14 protein-coding genes are annotated in these 13,259 nt (G+C 32.3%); 9 read left to right on the forward strand and 5 right to left on the reverse strand.

Annotated elements, in window-relative coordinates; translation table 11 throughout:
- The first annotated feature begins 61 nt into the window (after positions 1–61).
- The 3 genes from ACQ7EO_RS07830 to ACQ7EO_RS07840 all read left to right on the forward strand — a co-directional run bounded on the left by ACQ7EO_RS07830 (position 62) and on the right by ACQ7EO_RS07840 (position 1,816).
- Entirely contained in the window at positions 62–433 is a 372-nt protein-coding gene (locus ACQ7EO_RS07830) for a hypothetical protein (RefSeq protein WP_419331826.1), read from the forward strand.
- Positions 430–945, forward strand: a complete 516-nt coding sequence (locus ACQ7EO_RS07835) for a glycoside hydrolase family 108 protein (protein ID WP_434279333.1) — start codon at positions 430–432, stop codon at positions 943–945. Before ACQ7EO_RS07830 ends, ACQ7EO_RS07835 begins: the two co-directional genes overlap by 4 nt.
- 217 nt (positions 946–1,162) lie before the next feature.
- Entirely contained in the window at positions 1,163–1,816 is a 654-nt protein-coding gene (locus ACQ7EO_RS07840) for a hypothetical protein (protein ID WP_434279334.1), read from the forward strand.
- Between the two features lie 192 nt (positions 1,817–2,008).
- Here the strand turns inward: ACQ7EO_RS07840 and ACQ7EO_RS07845 are convergent, their stop codons facing one another.
- From ACQ7EO_RS07845 to ACQ7EO_RS07865, 5 genes are all read right to left on the reverse strand, one after another.
- A complete protein-coding gene (locus tag ACQ7EO_RS07845; protein ID WP_434279335.1) occupies positions 2,009–3,304 on the reverse strand; it encodes a DinB/UmuC family translesion DNA polymerase in 1,296 nt (431 codons plus the stop codon).
- The gene (locus ACQ7EO_RS07850) at positions 3,301–3,918 is read right to left on the reverse strand and encodes a LexA family protein (protein WP_434279336.1); all 618 of its coding nucleotides are present in this window, start codon (positions 3,916–3,918) and stop codon (positions 3,301–3,303) included. Before ACQ7EO_RS07850 ends, ACQ7EO_RS07845 begins: the two co-directional genes overlap by 4 nt.
- A 92-nt stretch (positions 3,919–4,010) precedes the next feature.
- Positions 4,011–4,655, reverse strand: coding sequence for an SOS response-associated peptidase (locus ACQ7EO_RS07855; protein WP_434279337.1), 645 nt, complete (start codon positions 4,653–4,655; stop codon positions 4,011–4,013).
- 174 nt (positions 4,656–4,829) lie between these two features.
- Positions 4,830–5,681 (reverse strand): hypothetical protein, encoded by an 852-nt coding sequence (locus ACQ7EO_RS07860; RefSeq protein ID WP_434279338.1) that lies wholly within the window; start codon positions 5,679–5,681, stop codon positions 4,830–4,832.
- Positions 5,682–5,817: 136 nt separating this feature from the next.
- Positions 5,818–7,032, reverse strand: a complete 1,215-nt coding sequence (locus tag ACQ7EO_RS07865) for a tyrosine-type recombinase/integrase (protein ID WP_434279339.1) — start codon at positions 7,030–7,032, stop codon at positions 5,818–5,820.
- A 1,481-nt stretch (positions 7,033–8,513) separates the two neighbouring features.
- Here ACQ7EO_RS07865 and ACQ7EO_RS07870 point away from each other — a divergent pair.
- From ACQ7EO_RS07870 to ACQ7EO_RS07895, 6 genes are all read left to right on the forward strand, one after another.
- On the forward strand, positions 8,514–9,299 hold the full coding sequence (locus tag ACQ7EO_RS07870; protein WP_034611763.1) for a hypothetical protein: 786 nt from the start codon (positions 8,514–8,516) through the stop codon (positions 9,297–9,299).
- 142 nt (positions 9,300–9,441) lie between these two features.
- Positions 9,442–9,723, forward strand: a complete 282-nt coding sequence (locus tag ACQ7EO_RS07875) for a hypothetical protein (RefSeq protein ID WP_034611761.1) — start codon at positions 9,442–9,444, stop codon at positions 9,721–9,723.
- Positions 9,724–9,885: 162 nt separating this feature from the next.
- The gene (locus tag ACQ7EO_RS07880) at positions 9,886–10,245 is read left to right on the forward strand and encodes a hypothetical protein (protein WP_034611759.1); all 360 of its coding nucleotides are present in this window, start codon (positions 9,886–9,888) and stop codon (positions 10,243–10,245) included.
- A gap of 115 nt (positions 10,246–10,360) precedes the next feature.
- Entirely contained in the window at positions 10,361–11,002 is a 642-nt protein-coding gene (locus ACQ7EO_RS07885; protein WP_034611757.1) for a TonB family protein, read from the forward strand.
- 609 nt (positions 11,003–11,611) lie between these two features.
- The gene (locus ACQ7EO_RS07890; RefSeq protein WP_434279340.1) at positions 11,612–12,553 is read left to right on the forward strand and encodes a hypothetical protein; all 942 of its coding nucleotides are present in this window, start codon (positions 11,612–11,614) and stop codon (positions 12,551–12,553) included.
- Positions 12,554–12,687: 134 nt separating this feature from the next.
- Complete coding sequence (locus ACQ7EO_RS07895; RefSeq protein WP_096735536.1) at positions 12,688–13,221, forward strand: GTP-binding protein; 534 nt, start codon at positions 12,688–12,690, stop codon at positions 13,219–13,221.
- The last annotated feature ends 38 nt before the right edge of the window (positions 13,222–13,259 follow it).

A 13,259-nucleotide genomic window follows, 5' to 3' on the forward strand; every position in this document is an offset into this window, starting at 1 on the left:
ATCAAACGTTATCAATAGCACCGAAAGGTGTTTTTTTATTGCCAAAAATCAGGGGAACAAAGTGAACGATCCAATTTCTATCAAAGGCTTACCATGGCTTTTTAAAATTATGGCTGCGGTAATTGGGGCTATTTTTGCACTGACTTTATCAGGGGATATCGACACACAAGGGCGCATCAAAATCACCATGGGCGTTATTATGAAGTTCACTTTTAGTGTGGCCATTAGCTTATATGGTGGATCTGCATTTATTGAGTATTACGACTTAACCCACTACACACACATGGCACAGGGATTTGTCATGTTGATTTTTGCCATTTTTGGAATGCTATGTATTGGTATTGCTTACCAGTCCGTACAGCTTCTAAAAGGCAAATCTTTTAATGAAATAATCACAGAAATTAAGCAGGCATTTGGAGCAATATTTAAATGAATTTTGAAAAAGCATTTGATCGATTAATTGGCCACGAAGGTGGATTTTCAACTGATCGAAATGATCCTGGTAATTGGACGGGTGGAAAAGTTGGAAAGGGGACTTTTAAAGGTACAAAATACGGTATTGCTGCCAATACATACCCAAATTTAGACCTTAAAAACTTAACCATTGAACAAGCCAAAGCAATCTATAAAAAGGATTGGTGGGATAAATTAGGGGCTGATCAATTACACCCAGCGATCGTTTTTCAATTGTGGGACTTTGCTGTAAATGCGGGGAAGAGTCGAGCAATCAAGGAGCTACAACAGGCGGTTGGTGTTCCGGATGATGGAATTATAGGACCTAAAACAATTGCTGCAGTAAATGCTAAAGATGTGAATGATGTTCTATTACTGTTGGCTTCTGAGCGTTTGCGATTCTATACATCCTTATCGACATGGGGAGCTTATGGCAAAGGATGGACAAACCGCGTTGCAGAGAATTTAAAATATGCAGCTCAAGATAATTAGTTTATTTCTTTGCTTACTTTTAACTGGCTGCACAGCCCACACCATTAATACAAATGTGAGTGTGGGTATTTGTGTGAAAGCCCTCTGAGTGAGGGCTGATTAGCATAACGGCCATTATGTTAAATAGACTCATAATTTGATGAAAAGTTTTAGTTAATATATATTTAAGTAATAAAACCCTATATATTATAACCAATCAAAAATTCTGTTTCCTGATATGTTTAATAATATTAAATGGCTTTTAGCAGGGGTGCTTATTCCTGTTGTTGTTGTGATTCTTACATGGTATTTAAATCAAAGAGAACTTAAATATGAGTTGGAATATACTTATGAAGGGCCTATTACAACAGTATTAGGCACTTCTTACTCACTAACTATTACTAATACTGGTAAACAAATTCAGGAAGATATAGAGGTTTGGTTGCCTACAAGTTTACTTACTTTGAATGCCAGAGAGATTGAACTAAAGCTTGATTCTACAGTCCATAAGATTAAGGATTCTTCACTTATTCAAGTCAGCAATCCTCAAGTTAAGTTTGAAGAAATAGTGGATAAGGATTATAAACTTTTAAAGTTTAAATCATTAAGACCATCAGAAAAAATTACTTTTTCAGTTTTAAGTTTAGGTAGATTAACGTCAATTCATTCTGAATATTCGTTAGAACAATTGAGAGTAGTATCTAAACATAGTGTGGCGAAAGTAATTAAGAAAGATGATCAATTATTTGAAGTATATCAGGCGTTAACCTATTTTTTTATCATCTTAATAGTTGGTTTAATAATAGTTGGTATTATTTTTGATTTCTTCTATCCTAAAGATAAGAAAATCAGGATGTATGAAGAAGAAATCCGAAAATTAAGAGGACCATAATATAGGTGGGAATTTATTAAGTTTTCTTAAATTCAGCTTATACAAAATACTTGAAATTTCCATATAAGCATAAATTTTCTATATTAAACCATGACAGGATTTAGCGCACTAGCATGGTTTCTTTGTGACTTTTCATGTTTCACAGCTATTCTTTTACAATATTCAATGAATAAGTTGAATTTATCTAAATATTTATCGAACCTTAATCATCCCATTCTTTGTAAAATAATTCTTAGACAACATATCTCGACTCATAGACCACTTTCGATCTTTGAAATAGCAGGGACCTACAGAAATCTTAGCTTTGCCAAACTTTGACTGTATTTCTTCATAAGCCTGCATTAAGTTTTCATTCTGTATTCGTTGTTGATGATCTGAAAGAAGGTCAGGGATATGATTTGATTTCAGAATTAACTCTGAATAAAACACACCACACTTCTTGTATTTGATGTCTGGTTTATAAATTCTTTCCAACAATAAATAAGCAACTTCAACCAAATCTAAAACACAATCAGTTGGTTCAGCGAACTTATAAGTCTGTGCTTTGCTATAGTATGGAACAGATGCATCAAAAGGGTTGGACTGAACAAAAGCCGTAATCACACCGCACAATAGATTTTCTTTTCTCAACCTACCAACAGCATCTTGCACATACTTTGACATTGCTTCTTTTAAGTCCTGCAGCTCAGTGATTTTTACGCCAAAAGAACGGCTGGCTACAATTTGCTGCTTTGGTTTGGGTTGATCGTCAATTGGCATACATGAGATGCCTTGAAGCTCAAGTACAGTTCTTTGCATGCAGACAGTGAACATTTTCCCCATAACTGGCGGATTAGCTTTCGATAGATCTAAAACAGTTTTAATCCCCATATCATTGAGCTTTTTATTTTGCTTTCTGCCCACGCCCCATACTTCACCAACATCTACTAATGACCAAAAATAATCACGATATTTGGGATCCATAGTTGCCAGATCACACACTCCATTAAATCTATTTCCTTTCTTGGCCATGTGATTACCGATCTTAGCCTCAGTTTTACTTCGACCAATTCCTATGGAAACTGGTAAACCTATCCACTCTTGGATGCGTTCGCGCATGCCTTGGCAGTACGCAACAAGATCATAGTTGTGTTTAAAGCTTGTGAGATCGAGAAAACATTCATCAATTGAGTAGATTTCTTGCTCATGCGGTGCGACATAACTTGCAAGTATCGAATGAAATCGACGCGACATTTCAGCATATATTGCATAATTGCTTGAAAGTACTTGAACGTTATTTTTCTGAACTACATCTTTGATCTGAAAAAGTGGCACACCCATTTTAATGCCCATTGCTTTTGCTTCATTACTTCGAGCAACAGCACACCCATCGTTATTTGATAAAACTATAACAGGGACATTGTTCAATTTTGGGTTAAAGAAACGTTCACACGAGACATAGCAATTATTGATATCAATAAGAGCAAATATCTTTTCTTCATGTTTCATTTAAAGTTCTTAATAACTTTTGTGACAACGCCCCAAATTACGAGTTCTTGTTCAGAGCGGGGGAGTATGGGTTGATACTCAATATTTTCAGGTTTTAACCAGACTGCAGGTAAATTTCTAAGTTCATTTTCATTATGAAAAATATCAAACAATTCTTGATGAGACATTCGCTGTGTAATCATCATTCTTTTCACTGTGAAATCATTGTCAATGAATGCAATAACAATATCTTGGTGCTGTGAGCGAAGGCTTCTATCGACGATCAAATAGTCATTTATATCAATTCCAATGTCTTTCATCGAAAGTGATTCAACTTGAACAATGAAAGTGGCTTCTTTGTTTGATATTAGAAGGTCATTCATATCGACAGTTTTGTCGATGTAATCTTCTGCAGGAGAGGGGAAACCTGCAGCAATTTTGTTTAAAACTAAGGGGATTGAGGCATTAGTTATTGCTTGAAATGACAAGATTTTAGAGATGTCAGAAATTTGACGAGACTTTGAAGAATATTTTTTTATATCAATTACTTTAGAACCGTTCAAGTGGTCTAGATTTGCATCTTTAAGCCTTTGAAGTTTAGCTTTTGATGAGCTGTCATCTAATTTAATATCCATAAAAACACCACTTGATTGCGTTACATATTCAAGAGTTTAGTTTGTATGTTTTAAAATTTCAAATTTAAAAGCTGTGGATAATCATAGGTGATTTAAAATAGATCACTTTGTTTGGCTACTTCAGATGAATGGTCACGCGGAAAAGTGACAAACTCATCACGCATTTCAAAAAAATACTCATGTGCGTTTTCACGGTCAACATTCAACCAGTCATTTCGATATTCCTCGGGAATGACAATGATTGAGCGTTTTTCATCGGTAGGGGCATGAAATTGCTTCATGAAAGGGTGGTTGTCAGAATTGATTGTGAGCATTGAAAATGATCTGACTTTAGAGTCTTTAATCACTGCATCATCATAAATCGCTGCTACTGTGAAAGGCTGATCATCTTTTCGCTTGATCGTGTACCAGTGAGCTTTCCCATCAATATATTTAGGCTCATAGAACTCTTGCACTGGTACAAGGCAAAATTTGCTGTATTTCCATGCATGACGAAAGCTAGGTTTCTCAGCTACAGTTTCAGTTCTTGCATTATATGTATGAGAGCTAAATTTGAAGTCTTTCGCCCAGCTTGGTAAAAGACCGAATTTTCCAATATCTAAATCAAACCCCCGCATAATAATAGGCGCATGATAACCAGGATAAACGTGTGGTTTTAAATCTAAGCTCAACTGATCTTCGTGGACATCAAGCAAGGAGAGGGATTCTCTGCTGGGAATTTCATAGTTTGAGCACATTTCTTATTCTCGACATGCAAAACCTAATACTGATTATAAAACTATAACCATTGTATCTGTAGAAAGGTGAACTAATTTGTACAGTATGTTGGTGGAAATAAAGCAAATTTATCATATAATACGCCTAAAAAAATAGAATTTTAGCAATCAATTTTCTAAACATAATTTCTATCTTTATTTTTCAAGTATATTAATTAAAGATTCACCTTTTAAAACCAAATATTCGTTCTTATTGTTTTGATTTTCTATTCTAAAAAAAACATACTTGCCGTTATAATACTCTATATTTAAATTCACATCAGTTTTTAATTGGTTTTTTAATTTTATTGTTAGTATTTTTTCATTCATTGGTAAGTTTAGTTTATTAATGTGGGAGTAAAATAAATTAATTTTAGTTAATATAATAAATAGTATGCCAAATGTAAGAAATGTAAAGATTAAGAATGGTATAGTTTTTTCTGGTAGATTTTGTAATTTTTCTATAGCTTTATTAAATTCTTCTCTTGGGATATCAGATACTTTTTGATAATTTCTAAAAATATAGATGAGTGTTAAAGTAAAAAAAATATCAAATATGCATTTTAAAATAAAAAATTCTATTACAGTTTTAAAGACTAGGTAACCAATTGTAATGCTTTCAATTTCAAAATAACTAACAAAAGATAAATAACTTACCATTATCAATGAGAATAATAAAAAAGCAAATGTAGAACTTAAATTAGAAATGATATTTTTTAGATTCCAACCTAAAGTTATTTTTTTTAAATTATTTTCATTAATGGATTTTCTAAATATAAAATATATTATCCAAGCGAGAATGATTAAAAATAAAATTAATAATCCATCAGGAACAACTTGCTCAACGGCAAAAAAACGGACAAAAGAGGGATCTAAATTGAAAAGTTTAATAATTTGTAAAACTCCACCCAAAAGGGCTGGTAAAAATATAATTAAGCTCCAATTTTCTTTATAAAAGTCGAGGCTTTTCCATACTGGAATTTTTTTACTTGTATTAATACTAAACATCTTAACTCACCTTAGGAAATTATATTATAAATTTAGTAATCTCATATTAATAAACTGAAAATACTATTAATCAGATGTGGTTTATATTATCTAAGTGTATGAATATATACAATTTAAAAATATATTCAATGTGTGCTCATTTTCTTAATTGCCAGTTATCCACAATATCTGCCCAATCTTGCAGCATATTTCTTCGTTCTTCTAAATATCTTGCATGATTATATGAGGCTCTAGTTTTATTATCGTCAGCATGTGCTAGTTGCTTTTCAATCCAATCCTCATCATAACCTTTTTCATTCAGTAGTGTTGATGCTGTTGCCCTGAAATCATGTGCAGTTACTTCACCAAGCCCAATATATTCAAGCATTCTATTTAATGTCGTTGAGGCAATCATCCCAGTTTTATAAACTGAAGAAAAAACATATTCTTGGTTGCCAGTTACGACATATTGATCTTTCAAGATTTTAAAAATTTGATCAGACATTGGAACAATGTGAATTCTATTTTTTTTGGTTGTGCGTGTTTGTCCGGTACGTTTTGAAGCAATTGGGAATGTAATAGTTCTTGCTTCAAAGTCTACAAAATCCCACTGCATGCGCCTTATTTCAATTGTTCTTAACATAGAGTACAACATCGTCAGTCCTGCATTTTTTACGGTTGTAGATCCTCTATAGCTCTCCAATTTACTTCTTAAATTTTTAGCTTCTTCTTTCGTCAATGGTCGGGCATGTTCTACATCTGGTCGTTGGACTGCACCCACGACCGCAAGGGTAGGGTCGTACTCTGCGCGTAAACTAGTAATTGCATAACGCATAACAGCGCCTATAAATTTCCGATTTTGAATTGCAGTCACTTCACCTGAACCGAAGTTTTTTTGTTTTTTAATACGCTTAATCGTATTTTTCATGATTGTCAGAATATCAGCAGATGAAACTTCTTTAATGTCTTTGTGACCAATTACGTTGTAGACATCTTTTTTCATAGATGTGTCAAATTGATTTACATATCGTTCAGACTTTGATTTTAGATATTCGTTTTTATATTCTTCAGCAATATCTTTAAACGTATTCGCCACAACTTCAACTTGAGTGTTAGCTTTTTTTTCTTGAGCTGGATTTTTTCCACTTATTAAAAGTGCTTTAGCTTCGTCTCTTTTTTTTCTAGCTTCTGCAAGTTGAACCATTGGATATTCACCAACACCAACCATTGTAGTTTTTTTCTGCCATTGATAACGATAACGCCAATACTTTCGTCCATTTGGACGAACTTCAATATAAAGACCTAATGAATCTATAACTCTATAAATTTTGTCAGTCGGTTTTAGTGATTTTATTTTTGTATCGCTTAACATTGAGTACACTTTGGGAAAAATTTAGGTGTACTCAATAATGTACTCAATGTGATTTGTTTTGTATAGTTTTAAAAGGTTTTTTATAATTTGCTATCATCTTGATTTTTATTATTTTGATTAATTTAAAATTTGTTATAGTTTGCTGTAATTTTGCCAATGTCAATTTTCGATCATTAGAAGCATGTTGATACTAACCTATAGAAATTTATCAATTTATTTTGTTTAGTGGTTTTGGATACCCGTTAGGTTACCCGTTTTGAAAAAAGTACCTAGTTACAGCACAAAATAAAAAAAGCCTGCTAGGTGCAGGCTATGATATCAGATTCTTGTTTAAATTCTTCCACTTTTTGCTTTAGATAGGACTCATACAAGAACACATCTTTTTCGGAAATTCGATTCCGTTGTTTGATATTTCCTTACTTAATTTCAGAGTAAAATTTTTTCTGGCCATATCCGCCCAGTCTTCAATATATTGACCATACATTTTTTCAAGTGATTTGTAGTTAGTTCAGTTAAAAATCATTGGCTTTTGCATTGCTTAGACAAGCTACAGCATATCGGGTGTACTTAATTGCTTCAGATTAAATGGGGGGCAGATTAACTCTAATATTAATAAGCAACGGCAGTTGACTTTAGATGTTGAACCTTACAAATGGCAAACTGCGAAGGATGATTAAATTAAGCAAGTCTTGATTTAATATCAAAGTTTGCTTTATAAACAGATTTACATATTTTGGGTTAGGGAGGCTATTTATTGGATGAAATATATATTTTTCTTAGCAATAATAGTGTCACTACTCATAATTATCTATAAACCTAGTATTCCCTCAGAAAATAAAGAAAGTAAAGAATTTCATAGACTAGGGACAGTACTAACTGAATGCCAGGGCATAGACCCACCCAAAGAGCTGGATAAGAGAAAGTATTACGATTATTGTAAATGCGTTAAGAATCCTGTTGATGCACGTAACAAGGAAGAAAAAGAGGAGAGTTGTATTGAAGATTTAAGAGGCGCGAATTAGTCGGGATTTTTGTTTTATTTTTGGAATTCTTTATATAAGAATTATGAGTGTAGAGTAAAAAGTATGCTCATTGCACGACAATAAAGCTAAAGGATATGAGGGCGGGCGATCCAAATTTTTCGTCAGGATTAAATCAAATTATATTAATTTGGGCTTGAACAATAATTTTACTCATTTTATTAAATCCAAACTTCCTTCGAGAGAACTTTTAATAGGTGATATCAATGGAAATTAAGCAATTGTAACCGATTTATTCAGGCTCTGAATATTATTGTTTTTATTTGGACTAAGCATCTCGGTCTATACTTCGAAAGCCTTCTATTCTCCATTTTGTTAGATTGAACAATAGAGCGTGTATATTTGAAGTTGAGGACATTGGGAAAAATAGGCTAAATTAAATAAGATGAAAGTTTTTTATGACATAATTCTTTCAATGAGAACAACTTTTAAGAAATCAGTATGACAAGACTTCACATCGAAAATAAAAAAAATGCTCATTTAACAGATGAGGCTCAAGAGTTGATTTGCTTTGCAAAAATTTGTGATATTAAATCTTGGGAAGAAGTCCTGAATCAGTATGTAGAACTAAAAGAGAAAATTGCTCCCAAAAAAGTTTTATTGCTGTTAGAAGATATTGGACAATGTAACTATACTTCGATGCATGCTTCTATGGGTGATGGGCTTTACTTTGATGTATCAGAATATATTGAAGAAGGTGAAAACGAAGATGCCAGTTATGAGAATGCTTTACCTTTTGGAGTTCAGTATCATATTGAACAACTCTTAAAGCCAGAGAATCATGTAAGTATTCGTGACTTGCATGGAAAATTCAGTTATAGCCATCAAGATCTCTCTACTTTAATGCAGATTAATATGCATCCTGAGAAAATTTTGGATGAATGTGTAGAGGTAAAAGTATTAAGGAATACAACTGAAACTCAAAAGTTTGCAGCACAGCTAAATGGCTATTTTAGTTGCGATCTCAATCCATTTGAGTCTTTTAGCTTAATTCAATTTTTAGATAAAAATTTTGGCTTAGAGTACATTGGGTTAGGTGCAAGTTTATTATTCTTTATTAAAACACCAAAGTTTACAGCAAGTAGTTTAGATGAACTATTTAAAGAGTTGGATAAAATTTATAGTTTTAATCAAACTATGAGTACACAGTTGAAAGAACATTTTTTAGTTCATGATTATATCATTTTACCCTATGTAGAATCATTGGAAGTATTTGTTTTAGATTAAGATAGTTGCTGGATATGATCGCTCAGTACAATATACACAGTTTGAAAAATCACAATTAAATGTATAGCCAAACCTCCCTCAGGAGGTTTCTTTTTAACCCTATTATTAGTATCTTGGTCTAAATTTATAATTTAGGATAGGTATGAAAAAACTAATAATATATCTCTCTACAGGATTTTTGTTACTTTCTAGTATATCTAGCTTGTTTTATAGTCTTGATTTGTTTGAAAATTACCATTCAAAGGGAAGAGAATTGCCAGATAAAATATATTCTGTACCCTTAGATAGCCATGGCACAGTTCAATATGTATCCAAAGATCAAAATAATAGAATCAATTCCTTTTTTTACATCGCAGGGCTTTGTTTTATATTTTCTGCTGGAGGATTGATTTGGATTCAAAAAAATAAAGTTGGCGGTATTTGAACTGGAAAACTTAAACCAGAATGCCTGAGATATTCTTAAAACAGTATAATCATAAGCACTGGAATAGCTTTTTGCATAGACGGTTTTTGTGCATTCTTCTTAGACTGGTTCCTTTTTATCTAAATTATTAGTATCTTAATCTCATTAATTTAGGGGCATCCCATGAAAAGAATAATTTTAATTTCTGGTTTATTGATTTCAAATTTTTGTTTTGGAGCTAACTGGATAGAGGTTGAGAATAAAGAGGGGAGTTCAGTACAAGTAGATATAGACTCAGTTAAATCTATATCTAGTCAAAAAAAATTGGCATGGACTAGGGTGATAAAAAATGAAGATAATGATTTGATAAACTCGACTATGAACGTTGAAGTAGATTGTTCAAATAAAACTCTTAAAAATAAAGAATTAATTATTCGTGCAAATGAAGAAGTAGTTTTCCAAAATAGTAAAATGAATAATAAAACGTATACTCCAAAGCCTGATTCGGGTGCTGGGTTAATTCTAAAAACTTTATGTTCATAAGCATCGAAATGCATTAGTGCATTGACAATTATGTAACATTCTAAGCCAGTGGTTTTACACCACCTAAAATGTTAAATTTTATCTATTTATAAACACTAGTTTAAGTGAACTTTATATGAAAATTTTAAATATAATTTTAATTGCATTTTTATTTTGTCTTGGATCGAATGTTCAAGCTCAAGAAGGGCAAAAAATTACAAATGATACAACTTTAGCTAGGTGGATGAGAGCACCAAAAGTTTCGTTTAAAAATGAATTATTAGAAGGCTATGACAGGAATGTTGTAATCTCATTTAAAACTGACGCGAGTGGCAGGGTTGAACACGCTGAAGTGTTTAAAAGTAGTGGATTGGAAGAATTAGATCATAAAGTATTAAGGGCTGTTCAAATGTCTAAATTACGAGTTTGGAATGAAGGAGAAGAGAAAACCAATTATCCTGCTCGTGCAAAGCAACCTTTTCAATTTAATGTTTCAAGAGAAGCTAAATTCAACTATGAACCAAGAATCGCTGTAAAAAAATCAGATTTGGAGGGGGAAAATAGATCAATAACAATCTACTCAGAAGCTGATGACCATGGGAAACTTACCAAAGCAGAGATTACTAAAAGTAGTGGATTAACTAAATTAGATAATTACGTATTAAATGAATTTCGAGAAAAAGCAAGCTTTCAACCATTAAATATTAACGGCAAACCTTATCCAATTAAAAATAAAAAGGAATTTTATTTTTCTTTAGATTCTGCTAATGAAGGGTAGACTGTTTCTTTTCTGCAAAATTTAGTAAAACGAAACCCACTCTCCCGAGTGGTTTTTTATATTCTAAATCCTCAACAATTGCCATTAGTTAATTTTTAAAATTTTTGATAGTTTTCTAATATTAAGTCAAATAAAATAATAGAAACATAAGGGGGAATAAATAAAAAAACTAATTTTATTAGCAACTTTATAGCTAGCGCAAAGCAATACACGCTAAAAAAATTAATTGGGATGCATAGCAATATAAGATTAATTGATCAAATGAAAACAAATTTATTCATCTTATCGATATTAATATACAAATGTTATTAATATTTTTTAATAAAACATTTAGTTTTATTAAAATTGATTGGCATTATTACTCAGCTAAAATATCACTTGCCTAGCTTAATTTTAAATTAAATTGTTGAAATTTAATAAAATATTTTATTTGTGTTATCTGGGTTAAATTTTACTTGAGATTTTTTTTAATAACTATTCTTGTATTTTATACGCTTAATAGTATATTAAATTTGTACAAAATTTTTACAGCAAATATAGTGTTTTGTATTTTATTTTTAAATAAAAATGATAAACTGTTCACACTCTATATGGGGCCATGGGGGCTAAATGAAAGAAGAAATAAAAATCGCTATATTCGGTTTGAGTTTAAATGTGCTCGATGCAATTAAGCAGAAAATACGATCTATGTATGATGACTCACTTCAAGTAAGTTGGGCGAATATTGCTGACCCTCATTTAGATATTCTTCTTGTGAATGATATGTTTTTTAGTTCACCTACAATTCAAAATTTGGTCGGTGTCAAAAAAGTTCCTTATTTGCGTCTGGTCAATAAGAATGAAAAATCAGGGCAAATAGAAGGAGATAAATTATATTTACCTTTTTCACCCTCAGATGAAATTCGAAAATGGTTTAAAGATCGCTATTTACATGTACCTGTCAGTGATAAAACCGTCAATATTGTCAATCAGATTTCTAAAAAAGCCGATTTAACCAAGGTGGTTCCTGAGCTTTTTAATGAGCGAAATGGCAATGTTCAAGTATTCGACTCAAAAGGCAACATTGCATTAGTCAATATACGTACACAGCAAGTTTGGATAGATCCATTACGAAAAGTACAAGGGACGGATATTTCTTTAAATTTTACTTATGCAACTATGCAAATGGCACAGTCTGTGAGTACTTTTCAAGGTATAGAACTTAGATCTTGGGTGTGGAATTTATTGTGGTATTCAGATGATGTCAATATTCCAATCAGTTCTAACGATTGTTATAAACTGCTAGATTGGCCGCAACCGAATCATCAAAATGAAAGGCAAATGGTCTTTAAAATAGCAGCGTGTTTTGAATTGGGAGCAAGTGTTTCCCAAGTGGCTCAGAAAACAGGCTATAGCAAAGAACAAGTCGCTAAATTTGTTTCAATTGGTGTGTTAACCAATGCGCTAAAAAAAATAGCGCTTGAAGATGCAAAACTACTTACTGAGGAAAAACAATCTTCAGGCATTTTACGTGGGTTTTTTGGTAAGTTAAGGAAAAAATTAGGGCTTTAAGTGTGTAAAAACATGCAAATCAAATAAGGCTTGTAAAAATTAACCCTTAAATCAAGTTTGTTTAAACTGACACGATAAATAAATGCATAGTCAGTTTATATGATGTAGTGATAAGTTTAAAAATAGGTGATGATGTGATCTTACAAAAGTATAAAATTGTTTTTGGCGGTAAAATGGGTGCTGGTAAAACAGAAGCAATCAAATCATTATCTGAAATTTCAGTCTTATCTACAGAAGCACAAAATACAGATGAGCAAGCGCACAGTAAGGCATTGACCACTGTCGGGATTGACTATGGTGAAATCAAATTAGATGAAGGCGTTATTGTTGGATTATATGGTACGCCAGGGCAGGATCGCTTTGATTTTGTTTGGTCAGTGATATGTAAAGGTGCAATCGGAGCGGTCGTATTGATTGACCATACGCAAAAAGATGCACTTGAAGATTTAAAATTTTATTTTCAAAGTTTTAAGGAACATCTCAACAATATTGTGGTTGGTGTGACCCACATAGATGAAAACCCGCAGCATCTGTTAAAACCGTATAAAGATTGGATGCAGTTAAATCAATTGACCATGCCAATTTTTGCGGTGGATGCCAGAAAAAAAGATGATGTATTGGTCATGGTTGAAGCACTTATTGCAAGAGCAGAAGTTGAATTTGGCTAATTGTCGATATAGTAGATCATAGATTATAAAATCCCGTT

The sequence above is a fragment of the Acinetobacter sp. CE-15 genome, assembly GCF_051059255.1.
GTDB classification, from domain to species: domain Bacteria; phylum Pseudomonadota; class Gammaproteobacteria; order Pseudomonadales; family Moraxellaceae; genus Acinetobacter; species Acinetobacter guillouiae.